The sequence below is a fragment of the Enterobacter chinensis genome (assembly GCF_034008295.1).
GTDB classification, from domain to species: Bacteria; Pseudomonadota; Gammaproteobacteria; order Enterobacterales; family Enterobacteriaceae; genus Enterobacter; species Enterobacter chinensis.
In genome coordinates, this window is the sequence record NZ_JARDVI010000004.1 from 1 (window position 1) to 24,911 (window position 24,911).

The window sequence follows — 24,911 nt, forward strand, 5'->3', positions numbered from 1 at the left end:
CTGACCCCATGCCGAACTCAGAAGTGAAACGCCGTAGCGCCGATGGTAGTGTGGGGTCTCCCCATGTGAGAGTAGGGAACTGCCAGGCATCAAATAGAAGAACCCCGTACCGTAAGGTGCGGGGTTTTTTGCTTTGTGTCTACCCAATCTGGCCTTTCTCTTAATCCCTTATCCTGCTAATGGAATATGTGATCGCTGTCTCAATGTTATTTATAACAAAATTATAACATTTCATTTACGAGGTAATTGAGTCTACTGGCTCAATACGCCGCAGTTTATGGCAGGAGCATAATCACAATGACAGAAAGCATTACATCAAACGGGACGCTGGCTAACAGTGATACCCGAAGAAGGGTATGGGCAATCGTCAGCGCCTCTTCAGGGAATCTGGTTGAATGGTTCGACTTCTACGTCTACTCATTCTGTTCTCTCTACTTCGCACATATCTTCTTTCCCTCAGGCAACACCACGACACAGCTACTGCAAACGGCAGGGGTATTTGCTGCAGGATTCTTAATGCGACCGATCGGGGGCTGGCTGTTCGGCCGCATTGCGGATCGTCGCGGGCGTAAAGCCTCTATGCTGATCTCGGTTTGTATGATGTGCTTTGGTTCTCTGGTGATTGCCTGCTTACCGGGGTATGCATCCATTGGTACCTGGGCACCCGCGTTACTTTTACTGGCCCGCTTATTCCAGGGGTTATCGGTGGGGGGCGAATACGGTACCAGTGCAACTTACATGAGTGAGATTGCCCTGGAAGGACGTAAAGGCTTTTATGCCTCGTTCCAGTATGTCACGCTGATTGGTGGTCAACTGCTGGCCATTCTTGTGGTGGTGATCCTGCAGCAGATCCTGACGGACGAACAACTTCACGCCTGGGGATGGCGAATTCCTTTCGCAATGGGTGCAGTGCTGGCGATCGTCGCGCTTTGGTTACGCCGTCAGTTGGATGAAACCTCGCAGAAGGAGGTCAGGACGTTGAAGGAAGCGGGAACATTCAAAGGATTATGGCGTAACCGCAAAGCTTTCGTTATGGTGCTGGGCTTCACTGCGGGAGGCTCTCTCAGTTTCTATACCTTCACTACCTATATGCAAAAGTACCTGGTGAACACCACCGGAATGCACGCTAACGTCGCCAGCGTTGTCATGACTGTGGCGCTATTTGTCTTTATGCTCATACAGCCGATCGTCGGTGCGCTCTCGGACAAAATTGGCCGACGCACCTCGATGCTTATTTTTGGCGGATTGTCTGCGCTCTGTACCGTGCCTATTTTGACTGCGCTTCAGCATGTCTCCTCGCCGTATGCTGCATTTGCGCTGGTTATGCTGGCAATGGTGATTGTCAGTTTCTATACCTCTATCAGTGGGATACTGAAGGCCGAAATGTTCCCGGCGCAGGTACGTGCTTTAGGAGTCGGGCTCTCTTATGCGGTAGCCAACGCGTTGTTTGGCGGATCGGCGGAGTACGTTGCGTTGTCTCTTAAATCATGGGGAAGTGAAACGACATTCTTCTGGTACGTGACGGTAATGGGAGCCCTTGCTTTCATTGTCTCTCTGATGCTGCATCGCAAGGGTAAAGGTATTCGTCTTTAGTAATGCGCCATCTGCCACACGGCATAGCCGGTCGTTGCGCCGGCAACATCCCAGGCAAAATCTTTCCAGCTCCAGCCGCTCCCTGCGGGGCGGCTATCCCACAGTTCTTTTGATGCCCCAAGACCGACTGAGAACATCAACCCTATCGCCGCGCTACGGTCCCGGCTATACCCCTGATGCTGCGCATATTCATTACCGGCTGCGGACAACATCGCGGAAGCGAGGAAATGTTGTGCCTTATCCTGTCCGGACCAGCTATCGTTGGCCATATGACTACAGCCACTCAGAAAGAGGACGCTCAGTAATAAAGAAATGCGCATCAACGGGCTCCATAAAAAAGCCCTGCGGTTGGCAGGGCCTGGATATTACAGAATACGGCTGATAAGTCGGTCGATACGGATACGACGTAAGCGGCGAATAAGCTTGCGGACTTTCACCGGATAATCGGCAATACTCTGCAGTTCGCGGTAATGATTCACCACAGTGGTATGTGTGCGAATTAGCTCCAGCTCACGTTCACGTTTTGCGGCTAACTCATGCTGAGGGTCATGGATCAGGATAGCGTTTTCCAGATCCAGTCGCCACGCGCGTGGGTTCAGGTTGTTACCGGTCAGCAGCATCCACTCATCGTCGACCCACATTCCTTTCAGATGGTAAGTGTTGTCTTCATCTTTCCAGAGACGCACAACCAGCTGGTCAGTGTTTACGTAATACTGTAAACGGCTCAGGAAACGACGCAGGTTAATCTCATAGAGGTAAGGCAGCGCACCGATGATTTTAAACGGCTGATCTTCAGGAATGAAAAAGTCGTTTGCCGTTTTATCACCAACGATGATTTCCACTTTTTTACCGTCGCGCAGCAGCTGAATGATATTACGCACCAGCACAGCAGGAAGGTTGAAGTACGGAGTACAGATGGTGAGTTTCTGCTCCGCGCACGGCATCAGATGGAAGATTGTTTTGTTCAGCAGGCTTGATTTGCCGAGCCCTACCAGCGGGGTAACGGATAACTCTTCGTTGTTCGCATCGCCCTGGAAATGATAGACCGCATCGCGCAGCTCCTGGCGGAAGGCGCGAACATCGTTTTTGATCTCCGGGCTTTTCGGACGCTCGGGATCGTCAAGGCGATTAACGCCACGGCCATGTACCAGATTTTTATCAACCCAGTTAAACATGATATCGGCCATCTGTGGATTACGGATCAGATGGTAACGGTCGTAGCGATATTTATCGAGCTGATGAAGGTAAACATCATTAAGACTTGCGCCGCTGTAAAGCACGCTGTCATCAATGATAAACCCCTTGAAATGAAGGACGCCGAGCGCTTCACGGGTATTAACCGGGACGCCATAAACAGGCACATCAACGCCAGGATTTTCCTGCGCCGTGCGGCAATACCAGTCAGCATTGGTGTTTGAAGCGGCAGCGCCAATCCGGCCACGCTGAGCGCGATGCCAGTCTACCAGCACGCGAACATCAAGTTCCGGACGCTGGCGTTTGGCTTCATAGAGTGCGTTCAGGATCGCGCGTCCGCCTTCATCTTGTTCAAGATACAGAGCCACAATGCAAATGCGTCGCGTGGCGCTGGCAATCTTTTCCAGAAGCGTCTCCCGAAAATGAGCGGGAGCGTAAAAGAACTCTACATCATCAACTGACTGAGAAATCTTCGGTAGTTGAGCAAGGTGTTGTTGATGTTTATTGCGCTTAAATTTTGACAACATCACAGTGCGTTTCTTCTCTGTTCATTGAAGGGTTGTCTGTACCATGCAAACAACATAAGCGGACAATGATACCACCAGTCCCGTCCAAAGTGGGTAACATTTCCAGTAGCTTACTCGTGTTTGTCTGCCGATGTCAGGCTGAGGGACAAGGCAACAATACCTTCGTCCAGCTGAATATCAACGTCAAATCCAAGTTTTCGCGCCAGGGTCACCATGCCGCGATTGTTAGGCATAGTAATGCCATTCAGGCGCAACAATCCGTGATCGCGCGTATAACTGATGAGTTTTTCCAGTAGCCGTCTTCCCAGGCCCAGACCTTTAAGATCGGAGCGGACCAGTACGGCAAATTCCGCATCGACGTTATCCGGGTCAGAAATAGCACGCGTGACGCCGAGGATCTCGTCACCCTTATCGGAGCGACGAACAGCAACAAACGCCATTTCTCGATCGTAGTCGATCTGGGTCATGTTGGCTAAATCATCGTGGGTAAATTCGTTGATTTCGCTAAAATAGCGATAGTAGAGATCTTCTTTCGTGACCTGAGAGATAAAGGCCCGCAGTTGGGGTTCATCTTCCGGCAGAATAGGGCGGAACAAGGCGCGTTCCCCATTTTTCATCTCAACCCATTCCTCCAGTTGCAGAGGATAAGGACGGATCGCCAGACGGCTCTCTCTGTCACCTTCGAATGGCGCGATATCCAGCGTCACGTCCAGAGCCGTAAACTCGTTGCCAGAGGCGAGGAGCGGATGGATATCCAGCCGCTGGATCTCTGCACAATCCACAATCAGGTTAGACACCTGCACCAGGAACTGACTTAACCCGGCAATATCGAGCGGACGCAGCGCACTTCGGCCTCGGATCTTTTTGCTTTTAATTGCCTGAATGATCAGATAACGCGCCAGATTCATGTTCAGCGGCGGTAACGCCACCACGGCTTGTTCTTCAGGACGCCATTCAACGCCGCCTTCTCCCAGCATGATGAGGGGGCCAAATACGGGATCGTGTTCGACCACAACCCGTAACTCCTGAGCCCCAGCGCGGTTGGCCATGCTTTGCACCAACAGTCCGTGGATCCTTGCCTGCGGCCAGGCCATTTTGACACGGTCGAAGATGGCATCTGCAGCCTGTTGCACCTCTGTCGCCGTGCGCAGGTATAACATGACACCCTGAACATCAGACTTATGCGGGATATCCGGGGAACGCAGCTTAAGGGCAACCGGATAGCCAATTTGCTCGGCAATATGAACGGCCTCAGCGCTGTCGCCGGCGATCCAGGTCGGCAGGGTTTGCATGCCGTAGCTACCCAGAATGGGCTGAACTTCATGGGTATCAAGCGACGTCGCGCCCTCGTCGATAGCCTGCTGCAACAGCCGGTGAACGTCTATGGTGTTCGCCGTCAGATTACCGGGCAGCGCCGGCGTTTCACGTAGCTGTTTCTGGTTGCGGCGATATTCCACCATATGCATAAACGCGGTGATGGTGCCTTCCGGCGTGCGGTAGGTTGGTAGCCCGGCTTCGCTGAACAAACGTCGCGCCTCCTGAGAGGAAAATTCACCGCACCAGTTGGTCAGCAGGGTGACATATTTACCTCGCGGATGATTGCGCACGGCATCAATAAGCGCTCGCGCGCTTTCACTGCCCGGCGCGACCGCGCTGGGGGAGTGGATAATCATCAGCGCATCAAAATCCTGACTATCCAGCAAAATGGAGATAGCACTGATATAGCGCTCGCTGCTGGCGTCATCGCGCAAATCAAGTGGATTACCGGGCGTCACGCTGGTCGGAAGCGCTTCTTTCAGGCGCTGCAGCGTCTCTTCACTCAGGGTTGCCAGCTTGCCGAAGCGTCGCCACAGCTCATCCAGCGCAAGTGCGGCAGGGGCGGCTCCATTACTGACAATCATTAACTTCTCGCCGCGCAGCGGGCGCATATGGCTTAACGTCTCAACGGCGGAAAAAAGCTCGTGCGTATCCTGTACCCGCAGCAATCCCGCACGCTGAATGGCAGCGTCCCAGGCCGGATCCATACCGGAATGCGAATGCAGCAGACGCTGTGCTGCAGGGCTACGTCCGCTTTTAATCACCAGGATCGGCTTATTTCGCGAAGCACTTCGCGAAGCCGATACAAAACGACGGGCGTCGCTGAGGTGCTCAAGATAGAGCAGGATCGCACTGGTTTTGCTATCACGAGCCAGAAAATCCAGCAGTTCATCAACGTCGATATCCAGGCTATCTCCCAGGGCAATGAAGTAGGAGAATCCCATTTCACGCTGCTGCGCCCAGTCGAGGATGGTATTTGATACCGCGGCCGATTGTGAAATAAAAGCGAGCTTGCCTTTGCGGATTGGAACCGGGGAGAAACTGGCATTCAGCCCCTGCCAGGGGGCGAGCAGGCCCAGACTGTTTGGCCCAAGAATACGCATTTGATAGCGGCTGGCGCAGGCCATAAGCTCGGCTTTCTGTTCAGGCGGAGACGAGAGAATAATGCTGGTTTTACACCCCTTCTTGCCGAGTGACTCCAGCAGTTCCGGGTTACGCTTCGCGTTGGTACAGAGTACGGCTAGATCCGGCACGAAAGGCAGGCTTTGTACATCAGGCCATGCAAGCACCCCCTGAACCGCCTTATAAGCCGGCGTGACGGGCATGACGGGGCCATTAAATCCCCCGGCCAGCAGGTTACGCATCATCAGATAGCCAGCACGATCCGGTTTCATTGATGCGCCGATGACGGCTATGGATTTAGGACGAAGTAGCGCTTCTAACCCTCGCTGGCTCATGCAGGCCTCCTGTGAATGCAAGCGACCTGATGATTTTAAACGCTTTCTGGCTCTGTTGCTGTGACACTGCCCTTATGAACGGTTTTTCCTGCCAGATAGCGCTCGCGGAAACATGAGAAATGGTTGCCCAAAGCGGCTGCCGCAGCGGTATCTCCCGCCAGATCCAAAAGCGCAATGGCCACTTCGGCGGTGCAGTATTGCCCGTCAGCATGCGCTTCACGCAGGCGGTAGGCCGAGACGCGGGAAAGATCGACAGACATCACCGGCAGGGCGTCGAGGTAAGGACTTTTGCGAAACATTTTTCGCGCTTCAGTCCAGGTGCCGTCCAGCATAATAAACAGCGGTGGTTTACCGGATGGCGGCGCCGAAAGCACCTGGCGATCAACGCCTGCATAAGACGCGGGGAAAACGACCATGGGTTGATAGTTCGGGCTTGCCACCATGTCGAGCAAGGCCTGTGGCGGTTCCGTACGAGACCACTGAAACGCGACGGTATCCGGCAGAATATCGGCGATAAGACGCCCCGTATTGCTGGGTTTCATCGGCTCGGTATCGAACATGACCAGACAAAAACGGCTCTCTGCCGTACTCGGGACCAGCGTCTCGCACAGGCAAACCTTCAGCGGTAGCAGGCAGCGCTGACAGCGACGAATACGATTGCCGCGGGCAAGAAAGGGGCGAGTCGCGCGCGCAAGGCGTTCGGCGCGTAATTTAAGGACAGCGTTATTTGTCATGGGCGAAATGCAGGAAAAACACTATTTTCGCAGAGGCGGGAGCGGGGCACAAGATGTGCCCCTGGGATTGTTACAGTGATTCGTTTAACCAGCTATCGAACGGAGCTTTCGGAACCGCACCGTTGAGCATGTCGACCATTTCACCGTTTTTGAAGATCATAATGGTCGGAATACTGCGGATCTGAAAACGCGCGCTGAGCTCGCGCTCCGCCTCAGTATTGACCTTCACGAAGCGCATCTTACCGCTGCGCTCTTCGGCCACATCCTCAAAGATCGGCGCGAAGTTTCGGCATGGGCCGCACCATGGCGCCCAGAAATCGATCACGACAGGAAGATCGTCCTTGAGGAGTTTGTCCAGCGTAGCACCCGTCGCGTTAATGACATCGCCATCAAACAATTCATGGCCACAACGTCCGCATTTCGCACCATCTTCAATCCGATCGTCCGGAATGCGATTAAGAGCCTGACAGTTGGCACATACGGTATTCATAACTAACCTCTGATAGAGCCGTGGGACAGCGGCAGTATGCCGATAATGTTTCTAATATGTTACATATTATCAATGAGCCTGTTTGAAACAACAATGCGTTTTATTCAATGAGAACAATAGTCACAGGCTTTTGTACGAAATTATGGCTATGCGCTGGCACATCGGGTAATCTGCGCGCTTCGCGCAGCGCTGGTGGAGAAAAGCATGAACGACGAAATGAAAAACAAAAGCGGCAAGGTCAAAGTGATGTATGTCCGCAGTGATGATGACTCTGATAAACGCACCCAAAATCCGCGTACCGGAAAAGGTGGCGGGCGTCCGGCGTCTTCTCGTGCAGACGGTGGCCGTCGCCCCGCCCGCGATGACAGAAATAACCGCGGTGATGACCGCAAACGTGACGATCGCAAACGCGATGACCGTCCGCGTTCCGACCGCCCACGTAGTGACCGTCCACGCGACGATCGTCCGCGTGATGACTTCTCACGTGATAACGCTTCCCCGTGGCGCACCGTTTCTCGCGCGCCTGGTGAAGAGACGCCAGAAAAAGCCGATCACGGCGGTATCAGCGGTAAAAGCTTTATCGATCCGGAAGTGCTGCGCCGTCAGCGTGCGGAAGAGACACGCGTGTATGGTGAGAACGCCTGCCAGGCGCTGTTCCTGAGCCGTCCTGAGTGTATCGTCCGCGCCTGGTTTATCCAGAGCGTGACCCCGCGCTTTAAAGAAGCGCTGCGCTGGATGGCCGCGAACCGTAAAGCTTACCACGTGGTTGATGATGCCGAACTGACCAAAGCGTCGGGAACCGAGCACCACGGCGGCGTCTGCTTCCTGATCAAAAAACGTAACGGCACGACCGTTCAGCAGTGGGTCAGCCAGGCGGATGCCGATGACTGCGTGCTGGCGCTGGAAGATGTGGGCAACCCGCACAACCTGGGCGCAATGATGCGTAGCTGCGCGCACTTTGGCGTGAAAGGCGTACTGTTGCAGGATGCCGCGCTGCTGGAATCCGGCGCCGCGATCCGTACTGCGGAAGGTGGAGCCGAGCACGTACAGCCAATCACCGGCGACAGCGTTCTGGACGCCCTTGAGCAGTTCCGTAAAGCGGGCTATTCCATCGTGACTACCTCAAGCCACGCCGGTACGCCGCTGTTTAAAGCGACACTGCCGCGTAAAATGGTTCTGGTGCTGGGTCAGGAGCGCGATGGTCTGTCTGACGCGGCGCTCTCCAGTGCGGATCTGAGCGTCTCTATCGACGGAACAGGCAATGTGGAAAGTCTGAACGTTTCCGTTGCGACCGGCGTACTGCTGGCCGAGTGGTGGCGTCAGAATAAAGCATAAGCCATTATGCTTTTTGTATGCCCGGTTAACCGGGCATACAAACTCAAACTACTCGCTCTCTGCCGGTAATACAGGCATCCAGTCAATTGGCGTTTCGCCACGTTTTTCCAGCCACTCATTCGCCAGAACAAAATGATTACTGCCAAAGAAACCGCGATGTGCAGACAGCGGTGACGGATGTGGTGCTTTCAGGACATGATGACGCTGACGGTCGATGATCGCCCCTTTTTTCTGCGCATGCGACCCCCACAGTAAAAACACGACCCCTTCACGATGCTCATTGATAAGGCTGATGACTTTATCGGTAAAGGTCTCCCAGCCCAGGCTGGCGTGCGAGTGCGCCTGGCCCGCCCGTACGGTAAGCACGGTATTCAGTAACAGCACACCCTGACGCGCCCAGCTTTCCAGGTAACCGTGAGTGGGGCGGGTAAACCCGGGCAAGGTTCCCTCAAGCTCTTTATACATATTGAGCAGAGAAGGAGGGATAGCCACACCCGGACGTACGGAAAATGCCAGTCCATGTGCTTGCCCTGGACCGTGATAGGGATCCTGTCCCAGAATGACAACTTTCACATCACTCAGTTCCGTGTAACGAAAGGCGTTGAACACATCTTTCTGCGGCGGGTAAATCGTCTGTCCGGACTGACGTTCAGCAGCAACGGTGCTGAGAGTATTGATAAAGTAAGGCTGCTGCTTTTCTTCTGCCAGCACATCATGCCAGGTTAAAGGTGTCGTCATCTCGCTCTCCTGCGAATCTCAATCTGTGACTAGCTTAACCGTTAAATTCCCGGGCGCAAAATTACAGGCGGAAAATGCGCGTAAGTCACTCAATTTATGTTGAAATTATGCAGTTAGAGTTGAATTGGTAAGATTGCTAAATTGATCTGGGACAATAAATTCAGACCACACTCTTTATGTGGTTGGTGTTTTTGTTGATTTAAATCAATAAATCGCGGTGGTGTGAATGATATATATACACACAAGAAATAATGGTTTTACCAATTGGCCGCGAGAGGCCGGCATCAGTTAATGTAGCCTAAGGGAGGCAACACATGATTACAGGTATCCAGATTACTAAAGCTGCAAATGACGATCTGCTCAATTCTTTCTGGCTGCTGGACAGCGAGAAAAACGAAGCGCGCTGTGTCGTAGCGAAAGCGGGTTTTGCAGAAGATGAAATCGTGCCGGTAAGCAAACTGGGCGAGATCGAGTACCGTGAAATTCCAATGGAAGTGAAACCGGAAGTGCGCGTGGAAGGCGGTCAACACCTGAACGTTAACGTACTGCGCCGCGAAACGCTGATGGATGCGGTTGAGCACCCAGAGAAGTATCCGCAGCTGACCATTCGCGTCTCCGGCTATGCAGTTCGCTTCAACTCTCTCACCCCAGAGCAGCAGCGCGACGTTATTGCGCGTACCTTTACTGAAAGCCTGTAACGGCTTCAGACAGGGGGGAATAAAAAAGCCGGGATTTTCCCGGCTTTTTTTTACTCTTCAGTTTTCGTCTCTGGTGCGGCAGAGCTTGGCTTACGGCGCTTACCAATATTTTTGGTATCGCGGTGGCGCTGCTTAACGCGCGGTTTCTCTTTTTCTTTCTCTTTTCTCTCAGCACGTTTTGCGAGCGCTTTCTTGGACGGTTTGCCCGTCATTTTTTCACTCGGCGCACGTGTGGTCGGGCGGAGCTCGTCAATAACGCGCGCTTTCAGCGGCTCATCAACATAGCGGCCAATTTTCTGCAGCAGCAGGTAGTCATGCGCTTCGACCAGTGAAATCGCAATACCTTTGCGGCCCGCGCGGCCGGTACGGCCAATACGGTGCAGATAGGTATCTCCGCTGCGCGGCATATCGAAGTTAATGACGTGGCTGACGTCCGGGATGTCGATCCCGCGTGCGGCAACGTCTGTTGCAACCAGCACGTTAACGCGGCCATCGGTCAGGCGCTTAATGCCTTCGGTACGCTTGACCTGCGCCATCTCGCCTTCAAGATAGCAGTTATTTATTCCCGCGTTACGCAGCATCTCAGCCAGCTCGTGCACGCGCTCGCGCTTACGCACAAACACGATCGTACGCAGAGCATCTTCCTGCTTCAGCAGGTGCTTGAGCAATTCAACTTTGTGCTCAAGATTGTCTGCACGGTAGTACCACTGGTGGATTTTCTTACGCTCGCGCGTGGACGGTGTAGCAGACACTTCTACCGGATCCTCCAGAAGACGCTCTGCGAAATCTTTAATCGCTTCCCCTTCGAGGGTGGCAGAGAATAGCATCGTCTGGTTACGCCAGCGCGTTTCTCCTGCAATGTGCTCGATATCCTGTGCGAAGCCCATGTCCAGCATGCGGTCGGCTTCGTCAAGAATCAGCGTTTCAACCGCGCGGCAGTCGAAGTTCTCTTCTTTAATGTACTGCAGCAGACGGCCCGTCGTCGCAACGACAATGTCCTGGTTTTCGCTGAACACTTCGGCGTGGTTCATATACGCAACGCCGCCGGTGATGGTGGCGATATCAAGATGAGTATTCGCCGCGAGTTCACGCGCGTGATCGGCAACCTGCATTGCCAGTTCGCGCGTAGGCGTCAGGATTAAAATACGCGGTGGGCCAGATTTTTTGCGTGGGAAGTCGAGCAAATGCTGCAACACAGGCAGCAAATAGGCTGCTGTCTTCCCCGTGCCGGTTGGCGCAGAACCGAGCACATCGCGGCCCTCAAGCGCAGGCGGGATGGCCGCTGCCTGAATGGCGGTCGGGCGTGTAAAGCCTTTGCTCTCAAGTGCATTGAGCAGGCTTTCATCGAGTTCAAGTTCGGAAAAAGTCGTTACAGTCATGTTCTACCTCTGTGTGGGGCGCTGATTATAGACGTTACGGCTGTAATCTTCATCTGTTTGTATGGATATCGCTTTTCGGCCACTTCGCTTTCCCCTATGCTACTCCAGTTTCACTTAGAAGGTTGCCCTGACATGTCTCTACTCAAAGCGCAGTTGCGCCGCGATGGTTTTACGTTTAAACAATTTTTTGTCGCTCACGATCGCTGTGCCATGAAAGTCGGTACAGACGGTATTTTACTGGGGGCGTGGGCGCCTGTCGCAGGCGTTAAGCGTATTCTTGATATAGGTACCGGCAGCGGGCTGGTGGCGTTGATGCTGGCGCAGCGTACGGAAGAGCATGTCACCATTGATGCCGTTGAACTGGATGCGCAGGCAGCAGAGCAGGCGAGTGAAAATGCGGCCGAATCCCCATGGGCAGCCCGAATGAGAGTGGAATGCGCAGATATACTGGCCTGGGCGCCTGAACAAACCGCGCGTTACGATCTGATCGTCAGCAACCCTCCCTACTACGAGCCCGGCGTTGAGTGCGGTTCGCCTGAGCGCGAGCAGGCGCGTTATACCAGCTCCCTCGATCATAAAGCCTTGCTCACCAGTGCGGCAGAACTTATCTCCGAAGAGGGTTTTTTCTGTGTGGTCCTGCCGGAGAGTACGGGCAACACATTCATCGGTATTGCGCAGGAAATCGGCTGGACATTACGTCTGCGTACCGATATTTCGGATACGGAAGGACGACTGCCGCACCGTGTGCTGCTGGCGCTCTCGCCAAAAGAGGGTGAATGCTTTAATGACCGAATGGTTATCCGTGGGCCAGACCAGCGTTATTCCGAAGATTACACTGCCCTGACCCAGTCGTTTTATCTGTTTATGTAAACCTGCGGGGCGAGTATCGACGGGCCAGACTCAGCAAGCTGATCCGGGTAGTCGAGGGTGTAGTGCAACCCGCGACTCTCTTTACGCATCATCGCGCAGCGAACAATCAGCTCGGCAACCTGTACCAGGTTGCGCAGCTCCAGCAGATTATTGGATACCCGGAAGTTAGCGTAATACTCATCAATTTCCTGCTGCAGCATGGTGATGCGGCGCAAGGCGCGTTCAAGACGTTTCGTGGTGCGCACAATTCCTACGTAATCCCACATAAACAGCCGTAGCTCATGCCAGTTGTGCTGGATCACGACCAATTCGTCCGGGTTATCCACCCGGCTTTCATCCCAGGCCGGCAGGCGCTCTGTCTCACGGGCGTAAGGCATGCGTTTCGTGATGTCTTCCGCTGCAGACCAGCCGTAGACCAGACATTCAAGCAGCGAATTAGAGGCCATACGGTTCGCGCCGTGAAGCCCGGTATAGCTGACCTCACCAATAGCATACAGACCATCGACATCGGTACGCCCATGATCGTCAACCATTACGCCACCGCAGGTATAGTGGGCGGCTGGCACAATGGGTACCGGATCGCGGGTTAAATCAATGCCAAGATTGAGCAGTTTTTCGTAAATCATCGGGAAATGCTGGCGAATGAACTCTGCTGGCTTATGGCTGATATCGAGATACATGCAGTCCACGCCAAGACGTTTCATTTCATGGTCGATGGCGCGGGCAACGATATCACGTGGGGCCAGTTCGCCCCGGGCGTCAAAGTCCGGCATAAAGCGGGTGCCGTCAGGGCGCTTCAGATAAGCGCCTTCACCGCGCAGGGCTTCCGTCAGCAGGAAGTTACGCGCCTGAGGGTGGAACAAGGCGGTTGGGTGAAACTGATTAAATTCGAGGTTCGCCACGCGGCAGCCGGCGCGCCAGGCCATAGCGATACCGTCTCCGGAGGCAATGTCCGGGTTAGTAGTGTACTGATACACCTTGGAGGCGCCGCCCGTAGCCAGCACCACAGCCTTCGCCTGACAGGTTTCAACCTTCTCTTTATTACGGTTCCAGACCCAGGCGCCGACCACGCGACGCGTGCCGGGCAGGCCAATTTTGTCGGAGATAATCAGGTCAACGGCATTACTTCGCTCAAGAACCCGAATATTAGGATGACTCAGCGCTTTACTGACCAGCGTGGTTTCCACTTCTTTTCCGGTGGCATCCGCTGCGTGCAGAATGCGGCGGTGGCTATGGCCACCTTCGCGAGTCAGGTGGTAGCTCTCTTCACCATTGGGTTGAACCTGCGTATCAAACAGTACGCCCTGGTCGATAAGCCACTGAACGCAATGACGGGCATTGCTGGCAACAAACTCTGCGGCGTGTGGATCCACGATCCCGGCCCCGGCAATCAGCGTATCTTCAACGTGGGATGCAATACTGTCCGTCTCATCAAACACGGCAGCAATTCCGCCCTGAGCATAAAACGTGGAACCTTCACTTATCGGTCCTTTACTCAGAACAATAACGTTTTGATGCTCGGCCAGGCGCAGCGCCAGAGAGAGACCGGCAGCGCCGCTGCCAATGATCAGTACATCACAATGGAGTTCAGGTGTTGTGTTCATGATTATTGTTTAATTTACTAAACAGTGTTGGGTCAGAATAGCACCTGAATGCGATTTATCGCACGTTTTTTTTAAAGGCTGTTGCAATGGCTAAACGCGTAAGCGGAGGTCAACGGAGAGTAAATGAGTGAAATTATTTTGCGAAGCAGATCGTTAGCGTCAGATTTTGTGGTGAAATAAAGCCTGGGTTGCGTTACTCTTCTGGCGGGAAAAAGATGTTTCTTGTCAGAAAGTGGTGCGTATCGTGAACAGACTTATAATGAGAGAAAATGAACAGTCTGCGGCGCGATGAACAAAAACAAAGGCGTTACGGAACTTATTGAAGATCAGACACTCTAATTCGGTGCTTGCTCAAAGTGCGGGATTTGTAGAGTGGCGTTTCGATAACGCGTGGAATTTAGGTTTGGGGAGACATTACCTCGGATGAGCGAGCAGTTAACGGACCAGGTCCTGGTTGAACGGGTCCAGAAGGGAGATCAGAAGGCCTTTAACTTACTGGTGGTGCGCTACCAGCATAAGGTGGCGAGCCTGGTTTCCCGCTATGTACCGTCAGGCGATGTGCCTGATGTGGTGCAAGAGTCTTTTATTAAGGCCTATCGCGCGCTGGATTCTTTCCGGGGAGATAGTGCTTTTTATACCTGGCTGTACCGTATTGCGGTCAATACGGCAAAGAATTATCTGGTCGCTCAGGGCCGTCGTCCGCCTTCAAGTGATGTGGACGCAATCGACGCCGAAAACTTCGAAAGTGGCGGCGCATTGAAAGAAATTTCGAACCCTGAGAACTTAATGTTGTCAGAAGAACTGAGACAAATCGTTTTTCGCACGATCGAGTCGCTTCCGGAAGATTTACGCATGGCAATTACGTTACGGGAGCTGGATGGTCTGAGCTATGAAGAGATAGCCGCTATCATGGATTGTCCGGTCGGCACGGTACGTTCACGAATTTTCCGTGCGCGAGAAGCTATTGATAATAAAGTTCAACCGCTTATCAGGCGTTGACGATAGCGGGATACTGGAAAAGGTATTAGGCATGCAGAAAGAAAAACTTTCCGCTTTAATGGATGGTGAAACGCTGGACAGTGAGCTGCTCAACGAGCTGTCTCATTCTCCCGAAATGCAAGAGACCTGGGAGAGCTACCATCTCATCCGCGACACCCTTCGCGGTGATACCGGCGAGGTTCTCCATTTCGATATCTCAGCCCGCGTCATGGCGGCGATTGAGAATGAGCCTGTTCATCAGACCACTCCGCTGATTCCTGAAGCTCAACCCGCGCCTCATCAGTGGCAGAAAATGCCGTTCTGGCAAAAGGTGCGTCCGTGGGCCAGCCAGCTTACCCAAATGGGTGTGGCTGCATGCGTATCGCTTGCAGTTATCGTTGGCGTCCAGCACTATAATACTCAGTCTGAAACTAATCAGCAGCCAGAAGCGCCAGTGTTTAACACACTGCCGATGATGGGCAAAGCCAGCCCGGTAAGTCTGGGTGTTCCGGCTGATGCTTCCGCCAGCGGCGGTCAGCAACAGCAGGTTCAGGAGCAGCGCCGTCGCATTAATGCGATGTTGCAGGATTACGAGTTGCAGCGTCGTCTGCACTCTGAACAGCTTCAGTTTGAGCAGGCGCAAACACAGCAAGCTGCTGTGCAGGTGCCCGGAAACCAAACTTTAGGAACGCAATCGCAGTAATGAAGCAACTTTGGTTCGCCATGTCTCTGATGGCGGGTAGCCTGTTCTTCTCTGCCAACGCCTCGGCTGATGTTTCATCCGGGGCGTTGTTGCAGCAAATGAATCTGGCCAGCCAGTCACTCAATTACGAGTTGGCATTTATCAGCATCAATAAACAGGGCGTCGAGTCGTTACGCTATCGTCATGCCCGTCTTGATAACCAGCCACTCGCCCAGCTTTTACAGATGGATGGCCCGCGTCGGGAAGTTGTCCAGCGTGGTAATGAAATCAGCTATTTTGAGCCCGGCCTGGAGCCTTTCACGCTGAATGGCGACTATATCGTTGATTCTCTGCCGTCACTTATTTACACCGACTTCAAACGACTTGCTCCTTACTATGATTTTATTTCGGTAGGGCGTACGCGCATCGCGGACAGGCTGTGCGAAGTGATCCGCGTGGTTGCCCGGGACGGAACGCGCTACAGCTATATTGTCTGGATTGACGCGGAAACCAAACTCCCCATGCGTGTAGACCTGCTCGACCGTGACGGTGAAACGCTGGAGCAGTTCCGCGTTATCTCCTTCAGTGTGAACAACCAGGTTGGCAACAGCATGCAGAATCTGGCTAAAGCCAGCCTGCCGCCGCTGCTTTCTGTTCCTGCAGGGGATTCCGTTAATTTCAACTGGGTACCATCCTGGATCCCACAAGGGTTTAGCGAAATATCCAGCAGCCGTCGTCAACTGCCAACGATTGAAACGCCGGTGGAATCGCGCCTCTATTCCGACGGGTTATTCAGTTTCTCGGTGAATATCAATCGCGCAACGGCAAACAGCACCGAACAAATGCTGCGTACCGGACGCCGTACGGTCAGCACCACGGTACGCGATAACGCAGAGATCACCATTGTGGGTGAACTCCCTCCGCAAACTGCGAAGCGCATTTCCGACAGCATTAAATTCAGGGCCGCACAATGATCAAAGAGTGGGCTACGGTTGTATCGTGGCAGAATGGCATTGCGCTCGTAAGCTGCGACGTAAAAGCTTCATGTAATAGTTGTGCCTCCAGAGCGGGCTGCGGCAGTCGCGTGCTGAATAAGCTCGGGCCGCAAACATCGCACACGATTTCAGTGCCCAGTGAACAGCCGCTGATGGTGGGGCAGAAGGTCGAGCTGGGCATTGCCGAAGGTAGCCTGCTCAGTTCCGCGATGCTGGTTTATCTCTCTCCGCTGGTCGGGCTGTTTATTATGGGCGGCATATTCCAGATGCTGTTTGGTACCGATGTGGCCGCCATGTGCGGTGCCGCATTGGGTGGCGTGGGCGGGTTCTGGCTTGCCAAAGGTCTTTCCCCGACGCTCGCCGCGCGCGAGGAGTGGCAGCCTGTCATTCTCAGCGTTGGGCTGGCGCCAGACCAGCTTCGTGTCGAGACGCTCTCTTCTGAGGCCCGGTGATTCATCGGGCTTTATCATTTTTTACGCCCTAAAACAGAAAACACCCTTTCTTCACGCTATACCTGTCTCTAAGTGCATTTCCAGGTTGTGAGGATGTAGTGTAGAATGCTGCGTTTTCGCACTGAAAAACGTCAGGCTAAGAACAGCGGCCTCCAGGAATTCGTAAGGCATAATTATTTAACTATATGAAGAACATACGTAACTTTTCGATCATTGCTCACATTGACCACGGTAAGTCGACGCTGTCTGACCGTATTATCCAGATTTGCGGTGGCCTGTCTGATCGTGAAATGGAAGCCCAGGTTCTGGACTCCATGGACCTGGAACGCGAACGCGGTATCACCATTAAAGCGCAGAGCGTCACGCTTGATTACAAAGCGGCTGATGGCGAAACCTATCAGTTGAACTTTATCGACACCCCAGGCCACGTTGACTTCTCCTATGAGGTTTCACGCTCACTGGCGGCCTGTGAAGGCGCGCTGCTGGTGGTGGATGCCGGGCAGGGCGTAGAAGCCCAGACTCTGGCAAACTGCTACACCGCGATGGAAATGGATCTCGAGGTTGTGCCGGTCCTGAACAAGATCGACCTGCCAGCTGCCGATCCTGAGCGCGTAGCGGAAGAGATTGAAGATATTGTCGGCATTGACGCGACCGACGCCGTGCGCTGCTCCGCGAAAACCGGTGTGGGCGTAACCGACGTGCTGGAACGTCTGGTACGTGATATTCCTGCTCCGGAAGGCGATCCGGATGCCCCGCTGCAGGCGCTGATTATCGACTCCTGGTTCGATAACTACCTGGGCGTTGTCTCCCTGGTGCGTATTAAAAACGGCACCATGCGTAAAGGCGACAAAATCAAAGTAATGAGTACCGGACAGGTCTATAACGCCGATCGTCTGGGCATCTTCACGCCTAAACAGGTTGACCGTACCGAGCTGACATGCGGCGAGGTAGGCTGGCTGGTCTGCGCAATTAAAGACATCCTCGGTGCGCCGGTGGGCGATACCCTGACCGGTGCGCGTAACCCGGCAGATAAAGCGCTGCCAGGCTTTAAAAAGGTGAAACCGCAGGTTTACGCGGGCCTGTTCCCGGTCAGCTCTGACGACTACGAAAACTTCCGTGATGCGCTCGGTAAACTGAGCCTGAACGATGCTTCCCTGTTCTACGAGCCAGAAAGCTCAACGGCGCTGGGCTTCGGCTTCCGCTGCGGCTTCCTCGGTCTGCTGCACATGGAGATCATTCAGGAGCGTCTGGAGCGTGAATACGATCTGGATCTGATCACCACCGCACCGACGGTAGTGTATGAAGTTGAAACCACCTCGAAAGAAGTGATCTACGTCGACAGCCCGTCCAAGCTTCCGCCGCTGAACAACATTCAGGAGCTACGTGAGCCGATTGCAGAGTGTCACATGCTGCTGCCGCAGGAGTTCCTGGGTAACGTTATTACGCTGTGTATTGAGAAGCGTGGCGTGCAGACCAACATGGTTTACCACGGTAACCAGGTGGCGCTGACCTATGAAATCCCGATGGCGGAAGTGGTACTCGACTTCTTCGACCGTCTGAAGTCGACCTCCCGTGGCTATGCGTCACTGGATTACAACTTCAAACGCTTCCAGGCCTCCAACATGGTGCGTGTGGACGTGCTGATCAACGGCGAGCGTGTGGATGCGCTGGCGCTGATCACCCACAACGACAATGCGCCATACCGTGGCCGCGAGCTGGTTGAGAAGATGAAAGAGCTGATCCCGCGTCAGCAGTTCGATATCGCGATTCAGGCGGCCATCGGCAACCACATTATCGCGCGTTCTACCGTGAAACAGCTGCGTAAAAACGTTCTGGCGAAGTGCTATGGCGGTGACGTCAGCCGTAAGAAAAAGCTGCTGCAGAAGCAGAAAGAAGGTAAGAAGCGTATGAAGCAGGTCGGTAACGTCGAGCTGCCGCAGGAAGCATTCCTTGCCATTCTTCACGTTGGTAAAGACGGAAAATAACCCTAAGGAGTTGGCATGGCGAACATGTTTGCCCTGATCCTGGTCATTGCTACCCTGGTGACAGGTCTGCTTTGGTGTCTGGATAAGTTTATTTTCGCCCCAAAACGCCGTGAACGTCAGGCTGCCGCGCAGGCAGCCACAGGCGATGGGATTGACGCGAAAACCCTGAAGAAAGTCGGCCCGAAACCGGGCTGGCTGGAAACGGGTGCCTCGGTATTTCCGGTGCTGGCCATTGTGCTGGTGGTACGTTCGTTTATTTACGAGCCGTTCCAGATCCCATCAGGTTCAATGATGCCAACGTTGCTGATTGGTGATTTTATTCTGGTAGAGAAGTTTGCCTACGGTATTAAAGATCCTATCTACCAGAAAACGCTGATCGAAACCGGTCATCCAAAACGCGGCGACATCGTGGTGTTTAAATATCCGGAAGATCCGCGCCTGGACTACATCAAGCGCGCGGTAGGTCTGCCGGGTGATAAAGTGACTTACGATCCGGTTGCGAAGGAAGTCACCGTTCAGCCGGGCTGCAGCTCCGGGACCGCATGTGAAAATGCGTTGCCAATCACCTACTCAAACGTTGAGCCAAGTGATTTTGTGCAGACCTTTGCGCGTCGTAACGGTGGCGAAGCAACCAGCGGTTTCTTCCAGGTCCCGAAAGGCGAAACCAAAGAGAACGGTATTCGTCTGGTCGAGCGCAAAGAGACGCTGGGTGATGTGACTCACCGGATCCTCACCGTGCCCATCGCGCAGGATCAGTTGGGTATGTACTATCAGCAACCGGGTCAGCAGCTGGCGAGCTGGATTGTGCCGCCAGGACATTACTTCATGATGGGTGATAACCGCGATAATTCTGCGGACAGCCGTTACTGGGGCTTTGTGCCGGAAGCGAATCTGGTCGGTAAAGCGACCGCAATCTGGATGAGTTTTGAGAAGCAGGAAGGCGAATGGCCGACCGGTGTACGCCTGAATCGTATTGGCGGAATCCATTAATTCTCAATAAATGAACGCGTAGCCGCTTTAATTAGCGGCTACGCGAATTATTTCCACTATAAATCACTTCGAACTAACGACATCCCCTGTCGTTGTGTATAGAATATTCCCCCGAAGTTTAAGGTTGGCCCTGCAAGGGTGCCACGGCACACGAAACCGCGTTGGCTTTCTCAGGTCGGTTTCGTGTGCTGCATTTTTGACGCATTCATTTATTGGTATCGCATGAACCCCATCGTAATTAATCGGCTTCAACGGAAGCTGGGCTACACTTTTCATCATCAGGAGTTGTTGCAACAGGCATTAACCCACCGCAGTGCCAGCAGCAAACATAATGAGCGTCTCGAGTTTCTGGGCGACTCTATTTTAAGTTTCGTGATTGCGAATGCGCTTTATCATCGTTTCCCGCGCGTGGATGAAGGTGATATGAGCCGCATGCGTGCCACGCTGGTTCGGGGTAATACCCTTGCGGAAATCGCGCGCGAATTTGAGCTGGGTGAATGTCTGCGTCTTGGGCCGGGTGAACTGAAAAGCGGCGGCTTCCGTCGTGAATCTATTCTTGCCGATACGGTCGAAGCATTAATTGGTGGTGTGTTCCTGGACAGCGATATCCAGACCGTAGAAAAGCTGATCCTGAACTGGTATCAGACCCGTCTGGACGAAATCAGCCCAGGCGACAAACAAAAAGATCCGAAAACGCGTCTGCAGGAATATTTGCAGGGTCGTCATCTGCCGCTGCCATCGTATCTGGTGGTGCAGGTACGTGGCGAAGCGCACGATCAGGAATTTACCATACATTGCCAGGTCAGTGGCCTGAGTGAACCGGTGGTGGGCACAGGTTCAAGCCGTCGTAAGGCTGAACAGGCTGCCGCCGAACAGGCGTTAAAAATGCTGGAGCTGGAATGAGCGAAGAAAAAACCTATTGCGGATTTATTGCCATCGTCGGACGTCCGAACGTCGGCAAATCCACCCTGTTGAATAATCTGCTTGGGCAGAAGATTTCCATCACCTCTCGTAAGGCGCAGACCACGCGCCACCGCATTGTCGGCATCCATACTGAAGGCGCGTATCAGGCGATCTATGTCGATACCCCGGGCCTGCACATGGAAGAGAAGCGTGCCATTAACCGCCTGATGAACAAGGCGGCGAGCAGCTCAATTGGCGACGTAGAGCTGGTGATTTTCGTTGTTGAAGGTACCCGCTGGACGCCGGACGACGAGATGGTGCTGAACAAGCTGCGTGACGGCAAAACGCCGGTCATCCTCGCGGTCAACAAAGTTGACAACGTGCAGGAAAAAGCCGACCTGCTGCCGCATCTTCAGTGGCTGGGCAGCCAGATGAACTTCCTCGATATCGTTCCGCTGTCTGCTGAAACCGGCCTGAACGTTGATACCATCGCGGGCATCGTGCGTAAACATCTCCCGGAAGCGATTCATCACTTCCCGGAAGACTACATCACCGATCGTTCTCAGCGCTTTATGGCCTCTGAGATCATTCGTGAAAAGCTGATGCGTTTCCTGGGCGCTGAACTGCCGTACTCTGTGACGGTGGAGATCGAGCGTTTCCAGACCAACGAGCGTGGCGGCTACGACATCAACGGCCTGATCCTCGTTGAGCGCGAAGGGCAGAAGAAGATGGTGATCGGCAACAAAGGTGCCAAGATCAAAACCATCGGCATTGAAGCCCGTAAAGACATGATGGAGATGTTCGAAGCACCCGTTCACCTGGAACTGTGGGTGAAAGTGAAATCTGGCTGGGCCGATGATGAGCGTGCTCTGCGCAGCCTCGGTTACGGCGAAGACCAGTAAACTAAGACGACGAGCATATGGATGGATGGCAGCGCGCCTTTGTCCTGCATAGTCGTCCCTGGAGCGAAACCAGCCTTATGCTGGACGTCTTCACGGAAGAGTCGGGTCGCGTGCGCCTTGTTGCGAAAGGCGCACGTTCCAAACGTTCTAATCTGAAAGGTGCCTTACAGCCTTTCACGCCGCTGCTGGTTCGCTTTGGTGGGCGAGGGGAAGTCAAAACCCTGCGCAGTGCCGAAGCCGTCTCCCTGGCGCTCCCCCTTTCCGGTACCACGCTCTACAGCGGTTTGTATGTCAATGAACTCATCTCACGGGTTCTTGAACATGAGACTCGCTTCTCTGAACTTTTCTTCGATTATCTGCACTGTATCCAGGCGCTGGCTGGCGCAACCGGCACGCCCGAACCCGCCCTGCGTCGTTTTGAGCTGGCGCTGCTGGGCCACCTGGGCTACGGCGTTGATTTTCTGCACTGTGCGGGGAGTGGAGACGAGGTCGAAGACGGGATGACCTACCGGTATCGGGAAGAAAAAGGTTTTATCGCCAGCATCGTGATGGATAACAGCACGTTCACCGGGCGCCAGCTCCGGGCGCTGTATGAACGCGAGTTTCCCGATCAGGACACCCTGCGTGCGGCAAAACGCTTTACCCGGATTGCCCTCAAGCCGTATCTTGGCGGCAAGCCCTTAAAGAGTCGCGAATTATTCAGGCAGTTTATACCGAAACGTTAATGTTTTACCCCTCACCCCAGCCCTCTCCCGGAGGGAAAGGGGGAAGGGAAATGAACCAAAATACCGAGGATTGTCATGGCTGAATTACTGTTAGGCGTCAACATTGATCACATCGCCACGCTGCGTAATGCGCGCGGTACGGCTTATCCCGATCCGGTTCAGGCGGCGTTTATCGCCGAGCAGGCTGGCGCCGACGGCATTACCGTTCATCTGCGTGAAGACCGCCGCCATATCACCGACCGCGACGTGCGCATTCTGCGTCAGACGCTGGACACCCGTATGAATCTGGAGATGGCGGTCACTGAAGAGATGCTGGCCATTGCCTGCGAGACCCAACCGCATTTCTGCTGCCTGGTACCGGAAAAGCGTCAGGAAGTGACGACCGAAGGCGGTCTGGATGTTGCCGGGCAGATCGACAAAATGCGCGATGCCTGCAAACGTCTTGCGGATGCCGGTATCCTGGTTTCCCTGTTTATCGATGCCGATTTCACTCAGATTAAAGCGGCAGCCGACGTGGGCGCGCCATATATCGAAATTCACACCGGCTGCTATGCCGATGCCAAAAACGATGCCGAACAGTCCAAAGAACTGGAACGTATTGCTAAAGCGGCCACCTATGCCTCAAGCCTGGGCCTGAAGGTCAACGCCGGACACGGCCTGACCTACCACAACGTTAAAGCCATCGCCGCCCTGCCGGAAATGCATGAGCTGAATATCGGCCACGCCATTATTGGCCGTGCAGTGATGAGCGGCCTGAAAGAGGCGGTTTCAGAAATGAAACGCCTGATGCAGGAAGCGCGTCAGTAATGGCCATTCTGGGCTTAGGCACCGATATCGTTGAAATAGCCCGCATTGAAGCGGTGATCGCCCGTAGCGGCGATCGCCTCGCAAGGCGCGTGCTGAGCGATAACGAATGGGCAATCTGGGAAGCGCATCAGCAGCCGGTGCGTTTCCTGGCGAAGCGCTTTGCGGTAAAAGAGGCCGCTGCCAAAGCCTTCGGGACCGGCATTCGTAACGGCCTGGCGTTTAACCAGTTTGAAGTGTTTAACGATGAGCTGGGTAAGCCGAGCCTGCGTTTATGGGGCGAGGCGCAAAAGCTGGCAGAGAAGCTGGGAGTGAATCACATGCACGTGACGCTCGCCGATGAACGCCACTACGCCTGCGCGACGGTGATTATCGAAAGTTAAAGTTTGTCCGCATGGTGCATCAGGACAAACTTATCCCACAACTGCTCTTCGCTCTCGACGTGTGCCGGATCCTTCAGGATGGTATTCGGGATCGGGCACACTTTCTGACAGGTCGGCGTTTCATAGTGGCCGATGCATTCGGTGCAGCGGTCGCTGTTAATCTCATAAATGCTGTCGCCCATCGAAATTGCCTGGTTCGGGCATTCGGGTTCGCACATATCGCAATTAATGCATTTTTTGGTAATTAACAGCGCCATCAGGAAATTCTCAGAAACAACACAAACTGGGCGGGCATTATACGCGTCAAACCAGTTTCTTTACCAGTTCTTCGCTGTGGCGAATGCGCTCGGGCGCGCGCTCCAGATCCTGCTGCACCAGCGCCATGAACAGCAGGTCCGTCAGCATCATTTGCGCACTGGTGGATGAAATAGCCGCACTGCGCGTGGCCTGCTCCTCGGCAATGGTATACAAACAGCGCGTTGCCCGCTGCTGCAGCGCATTCGGCGTAAAACCGGTAATCGCCAGAATTTTACCGCCTACGCGCAGGGCTTCATCGGTCGCCATGTTGATTTCACGGCGCTCGCCGGAATAGGAGATAGCCAGCAGCAAATCTTCAGGATCCATCGCCTGCACGGTCGCCAGCAGGGCGTGCATATCCTGCTCGACGATGGCGTTAAGCCCAATTTTTGTCAGCTTCCAGCCAAAGTTACGCGCCACAAGTCCGGACGCGCCGATACCGGTCAGAATGATACGGCGCGCGCCACGCAGCATCGCCACGCTTTCCAGTAGCTTCTCTTCCGTATTCACATCGAGCGTTGCATGCATGGCCGCCACGTTCTCTTTGATCAGTTTTTCCCCGACCAGCCGCATCGGGTCATCGCCACGGATCTGATTATGCACCGGCATTGACTGCGGATTGGGGTTACTCACCAGCGCTTCGCTAATTGCCAGCTTGAGGGCGGGGAAACCCTTAAAGCCAATCTTCTGGGCAAATTTCACTACGCTGGACTGGCTCACACCGGCTTCACTCGCCAGCTGCTGCGAGCTGAGATGGCGGGCGTGGTCGGGTTGAGAAAGCAGAAAATCCGCCAGCTTCTTGTCGCTTTGGGCAAAGCCTGCATAACGCTGGCGAATGCGAATTAAACAGTTCATATGGTCTCCTGGCGAAAATGTGAT

Annotated in this window: 26 protein-coding genes and 1 rRNA gene; 17 read left to right on the forward strand and 10 right to left on the reverse strand. The window is 54.0% G+C overall.

Annotation, left to right across the window (positions count from 1 at the left end; translation table 11 throughout):
- Together rrf and PYW49_RS12730 are read left to right on the forward strand one after the other, a co-directional pair.
- Positions 1–88 (forward strand): 5S ribosomal RNA (gene rrf, locus PYW49_RS12725); the annotation flags it as partial.
- Positions 89–297: 209 nt separating this feature from the next.
- Entirely contained in the window at positions 298–1,593 is a 1,296-nt protein-coding gene (locus tag PYW49_RS12730; protein ID WP_320386611.1) for an MFS transporter, read from the forward strand.
- Here PYW49_RS12730 and PYW49_RS12735 read toward each other — a convergent pair.
- The 5 genes from PYW49_RS12735 to trxC all read right to left on the reverse strand — a co-directional run bounded on the left by PYW49_RS12735 (position 1,590) and on the right by trxC (position 7,312).
- Positions 1,590–1,913: a YfiM family lipoprotein gene (locus tag PYW49_RS12735; RefSeq protein WP_320386613.1), complete on the reverse strand. Its 324-nt coding sequence runs from the start codon at positions 1,911–1,913 to the stop codon at positions 1,590–1,592. The genes PYW49_RS12730 and PYW49_RS12735 overlap by 4 nt on opposite strands.
- A 45-nt stretch (positions 1,914–1,958) precedes the next feature.
- Positions 1,959–3,314: a CDP-diacylglycerol--serine O-phosphatidyltransferase gene (pssA, locus tag PYW49_RS12740; RefSeq protein ID WP_023333068.1), complete on the reverse strand. Its 1,356-nt coding sequence runs from the start codon at positions 3,312–3,314 to the stop codon at positions 1,959–1,961.
- Positions 3,315–3,424: 110 nt separating this feature from the next.
- Complete coding sequence (locus tag PYW49_RS12750; protein ID WP_320386614.1) at positions 3,425–6,088, reverse strand: bifunctional acetate--CoA ligase family protein/GNAT family N-acetyltransferase; 2,664 nt, start codon at positions 6,086–6,088, stop codon at positions 3,425–3,427.
- A gap of 35 nt (positions 6,089–6,123) precedes the next feature.
- Positions 6,124–6,822 (reverse strand): tRNA-uridine aminocarboxypropyltransferase, encoded by a 699-nt coding sequence (locus tag PYW49_RS12755; protein WP_320386615.1) that lies wholly within the window; start codon positions 6,820–6,822, stop codon positions 6,124–6,126.
- A 70-nt stretch (positions 6,823–6,892) separates the two neighbouring features.
- Positions 6,893–7,312, reverse strand: a complete 420-nt coding sequence (gene trxC / locus PYW49_RS12760) for a thioredoxin TrxC (protein WP_047346793.1) — start codon at positions 7,310–7,312, stop codon at positions 6,893–6,895.
- 204 nt (positions 7,313–7,516) lie between these two features.
- On the opposite strand from trxC, the gene PYW49_RS12765 reads away from it, so the two are divergent.
- Entirely contained in the window at positions 7,517–8,647 is a 1,131-nt protein-coding gene (locus tag PYW49_RS12765) for a tRNA/rRNA methyltransferase (RefSeq protein WP_134347621.1), read from the forward strand.
- A gap of 48 nt (positions 8,648–8,695) precedes the next feature.
- On the opposite strand, the gene ung is transcribed toward PYW49_RS12765, so the two are convergent.
- Positions 8,696–9,385 (reverse strand): uracil-DNA glycosylase, encoded by a 690-nt coding sequence (gene ung / locus PYW49_RS12770; protein WP_320386616.1) that lies wholly within the window; start codon positions 9,383–9,385, stop codon positions 8,696–8,698.
- Positions 9,386–9,699: 314 nt separating this feature from the next.
- On the opposite strand from ung, the gene grcA reads away from it, so the two are divergent.
- Entirely contained in the window at positions 9,700–10,083 is a 384-nt protein-coding gene (gene grcA / locus PYW49_RS12775; protein WP_008502190.1) for an autonomous glycyl radical cofactor GrcA, read from the forward strand.
- Positions 10,084–10,133: 50 nt separating this feature from the next.
- Here grcA and srmB read toward each other — a convergent pair whose 3' ends face one another.
- Entirely contained in the window at positions 10,134–11,462 is a 1,329-nt protein-coding gene (gene srmB, locus PYW49_RS12780; RefSeq protein WP_134347619.1) for an ATP-dependent RNA helicase SrmB, read from the reverse strand.
- A 132-nt stretch (positions 11,463–11,594) separates the two neighbouring features.
- Here srmB and trmN point away from each other — a divergent pair, with 132 nt between their 5' ends.
- Positions 11,595–12,332 carry a tRNA(1)(Val) (adenine(37)-N(6))-methyltransferase TrmN gene (gene trmN / locus PYW49_RS12785; protein WP_320386617.1) on the forward strand — a complete coding sequence of 246 codons (738 nt, stop codon included), beginning with the start codon at positions 11,595–11,597 and terminating at the stop codon, positions 12,330–12,332.
- On the opposite strand, the gene nadB is transcribed toward trmN, so the two are convergent.
- Entirely contained in the window at positions 12,317–13,936 is a 1,620-nt protein-coding gene (gene nadB, locus PYW49_RS12790) for an L-aspartate oxidase (RefSeq protein ID WP_320386618.1), read from the reverse strand. The genes trmN and nadB overlap by 16 nt on opposite strands.
- A 343-nt stretch (positions 13,937–14,279) precedes the next feature.
- Here nadB and rseD point away from each other — a divergent pair, with 343 nt between their 5' ends.
- The 12 genes from rseD (at position 14,280) to acpS (ending at position 23,735) form a co-directional block, all read left to right on the forward strand.
- The gene (gene rseD / locus PYW49_RS23385; protein WP_353620348.1) at positions 14,280–14,363 is read left to right on the forward strand and encodes a rpoE leader peptide RseD; all 84 of its coding nucleotides are present in this window, start codon (positions 14,280–14,282) and stop codon (positions 14,361–14,363) included.
- A complete protein-coding gene (gene rpoE / locus PYW49_RS12795; protein ID WP_006176728.1) occupies positions 14,360–14,935 on the forward strand; it encodes an RNA polymerase sigma factor RpoE in 576 nt (191 codons plus the stop codon). The genes rseD and rpoE overlap by 4 nt, the downstream gene beginning before the upstream one ends.
- Positions 14,936–14,966: 31 nt before the next feature.
- The gene (rseA, locus tag PYW49_RS12800; RefSeq protein WP_014832926.1) at positions 14,967–15,617 is read left to right on the forward strand and encodes an anti-sigma-E factor RseA; all 651 of its coding nucleotides are present in this window, start codon (positions 14,967–14,969) and stop codon (positions 15,615–15,617) included.
- Positions 15,617–16,570, forward strand: coding sequence for a sigma-E factor regulatory protein RseB (rseB, locus tag PYW49_RS12805; protein WP_134347616.1), 954 nt, complete (start codon positions 15,617–15,619; stop codon positions 16,568–16,570). Before rseA ends, rseB begins: the two co-directional genes overlap by 1 nt.
- Positions 16,567–17,043: a SoxR-reducing system protein RseC gene (gene rseC, locus PYW49_RS12810; protein WP_320386619.1), complete on the forward strand. Its 477-nt coding sequence runs from the start codon at positions 16,567–16,569 to the stop codon at positions 17,041–17,043. The genes rseB and rseC overlap by 4 nt, the downstream gene beginning before the upstream one ends.
- A 185-nt stretch (positions 17,044–17,228) precedes the next feature.
- Positions 17,229–19,028: a translation elongation factor 4 gene (lepA, locus tag PYW49_RS12815; RefSeq protein WP_134347614.1), complete on the forward strand. Its 1,800-nt coding sequence runs from the start codon at positions 17,229–17,231 to the stop codon at positions 19,026–19,028.
- Between the two features lie 15 nt (positions 19,029–19,043).
- Positions 19,044–20,018 (forward strand): signal peptidase I, encoded by a 975-nt coding sequence (gene lepB / locus PYW49_RS12820; RefSeq protein WP_134347613.1) that lies wholly within the window; start codon positions 19,044–19,046, stop codon positions 20,016–20,018.
- A gap of 222 nt (positions 20,019–20,240) precedes the next feature.
- Positions 20,241–20,921: a ribonuclease III gene (gene rnc / locus PYW49_RS12825; protein ID WP_003860711.1), complete on the forward strand. Its 681-nt coding sequence runs from the start codon at positions 20,241–20,243 to the stop codon at positions 20,919–20,921.
- On the forward strand, positions 20,918–21,823 hold the full coding sequence (gene era, locus PYW49_RS12830; RefSeq protein ID WP_006176722.1) for a GTPase Era: 906 nt from the start codon (positions 20,918–20,920) through the stop codon (positions 21,821–21,823). Before rnc ends, era begins: the two co-directional genes overlap by 4 nt.
- A gap of 17 nt (positions 21,824–21,840) precedes the next feature.
- On the forward strand, positions 21,841–22,548 hold the full coding sequence (gene recO, locus PYW49_RS12835) for a DNA repair protein RecO (RefSeq protein ID WP_320386620.1): 708 nt from the start codon (positions 21,841–21,843) through the stop codon (positions 22,546–22,548).
- A gap of 75 nt (positions 22,549–22,623) precedes the next feature.
- Complete coding sequence (gene pdxJ / locus PYW49_RS12840) at positions 22,624–23,355, forward strand: pyridoxine 5'-phosphate synthase (RefSeq protein ID WP_134347611.1); 732 nt, start codon at positions 22,624–22,626, stop codon at positions 23,353–23,355.
- Positions 23,355–23,735, forward strand: coding sequence for a holo-ACP synthase (gene acpS, locus PYW49_RS12845; protein ID WP_042715848.1), 381 nt, complete (start codon positions 23,355–23,357; stop codon positions 23,733–23,735). The genes pdxJ and acpS overlap by 1 nt, the downstream gene beginning before the upstream one ends.
- Here the strand turns inward: acpS and PYW49_RS12850 are convergent.
- Together PYW49_RS12850 and PYW49_RS12855 are read right to left on the reverse strand one after the other, a co-directional pair.
- Positions 23,732–23,992, reverse strand: coding sequence for a YfhL family 4Fe-4S dicluster ferredoxin (locus PYW49_RS12850; protein WP_008502177.1), 261 nt, complete (start codon positions 23,990–23,992; stop codon positions 23,732–23,734). The two genes, acpS and PYW49_RS12850, sit on opposite strands and share 4 nt — an antisense overlap.
- Positions 23,993–24,038: 46 nt before the next feature.
- Complete coding sequence (locus PYW49_RS12855) at positions 24,039–24,887, reverse strand: MurR/RpiR family transcriptional regulator (protein WP_134347610.1); 849 nt, start codon at positions 24,885–24,887, stop codon at positions 24,039–24,041.
- Between the last annotated feature and the right edge of the window lie 24 nt (positions 24,888–24,911).

Bases quoted from the DNA above. Each gene is read 5' to 3' on its own strand.
- PYW49_RS12730 (WP_320386611.1), top strand. From the start codon at position 298: ATGACAGAAAGCATTACATCAAACGGGACGCTGGCTAACAGTGATACC.
- PYW49_RS12735 (WP_320386613.1), bottom strand. From the start codon at position 1,913: ATGCGCATTTCTTTATTACTGAGCGTCCTCTTTCTGAGTGGCTGTAGT.
- pssA (WP_023333068.1), bottom strand. From the start codon at position 3,314: ATGTTGTCAAAATTTAAGCGCAATAAACATCAACAACACCTTGCTCAA.
- PYW49_RS12750 (WP_320386614.1), bottom strand. From the start codon at position 6,088: ATGAGCCAGCGAGGGTTAGAAGCGCTACTTCGTCCTAAATCCATAGCC.
- PYW49_RS12755 (WP_320386615.1), bottom strand. From the start codon at position 6,822: ATGACAAATAACGCTGTCCTTAAATTACGCGCCGAACGCCTTGCGCGC.
- trxC (WP_047346793.1), bottom strand. From the start codon at position 7,312: ATGAATACCGTATGTGCCAACTGTCAGGCTCTTAATCGCATTCCGGAC.
- PYW49_RS12765 (WP_134347621.1), top strand. From the start codon at position 7,517: ATGAACGACGAAATGAAAAACAAAAGCGGCAAGGTCAAAGTGATGTAT.
- ung (WP_320386616.1), bottom strand. From the start codon at position 9,385: ATGACGACACCTTTAACCTGGCATGATGTGCTGGCAGAAGAAAAGCAG.
- grcA (WP_008502190.1), top strand. From the start codon at position 9,700: ATGATTACAGGTATCCAGATTACTAAAGCTGCAAATGACGATCTGCTC.
- srmB (WP_134347619.1), bottom strand. From the start codon at position 11,462: ATGACTGTAACGACTTTTTCCGAACTTGAACTCGATGAAAGCCTGCTC.
- trmN (WP_320386617.1), top strand. From the start codon at position 11,595: ATGTCTCTACTCAAAGCGCAGTTGCGCCGCGATGGTTTTACGTTTAAA.
- nadB (WP_320386618.1), bottom strand. From the start codon at position 13,936: ATGAACACAACACCTGAACTCCATTGTGATGTACTGATCATTGGCAGC.
- rpoE (WP_006176728.1), top strand. From the start codon at position 14,360: ATGAGCGAGCAGTTAACGGACCAGGTCCTGGTTGAACGGGTCCAGAAG.
- rseA (WP_014832926.1), top strand. From the start codon at position 14,967: ATGCAGAAAGAAAAACTTTCCGCTTTAATGGATGGTGAAACGCTGGAC.
- rseB (WP_134347616.1), top strand. From the start codon at position 15,617: ATGAAGCAACTTTGGTTCGCCATGTCTCTGATGGCGGGTAGCCTGTTC.
- rseC (WP_320386619.1), top strand. From the start codon at position 16,567: ATGATCAAAGAGTGGGCTACGGTTGTATCGTGGCAGAATGGCATTGCG.
- lepA (WP_134347614.1), top strand. From the start codon at position 17,229: ATGAAGAACATACGTAACTTTTCGATCATTGCTCACATTGACCACGGT.
- lepB (WP_134347613.1), top strand. From the start codon at position 19,044: ATGGCGAACATGTTTGCCCTGATCCTGGTCATTGCTACCCTGGTGACA.
- rnc (WP_003860711.1), top strand. From the start codon at position 20,241: ATGAACCCCATCGTAATTAATCGGCTTCAACGGAAGCTGGGCTACACT.
- era (WP_006176722.1), top strand. From the start codon at position 20,918: ATGAGCGAAGAAAAAACCTATTGCGGATTTATTGCCATCGTCGGACGT.
- recO (WP_320386620.1), top strand. From the start codon at position 21,841: ATGGATGGATGGCAGCGCGCCTTTGTCCTGCATAGTCGTCCCTGGAGC.
- pdxJ (WP_134347611.1), top strand. From the start codon at position 22,624: ATGGCTGAATTACTGTTAGGCGTCAACATTGATCACATCGCCACGCTG.
- acpS (WP_042715848.1), top strand. From the start codon at position 23,355: ATGGCCATTCTGGGCTTAGGCACCGATATCGTTGAAATAGCCCGCATT.
- PYW49_RS12850 (WP_008502177.1), bottom strand. From the start codon at position 23,992: ATGGCGCTGTTAATTACCAAAAAATGCATTAATTGCGATATGTGCGAA.
- PYW49_RS12855 (WP_134347610.1), bottom strand. From the start codon at position 24,887: ATGAACTGTTTAATTCGCATTCGCCAGCGTTATGCAGGCTTTGCCCAA.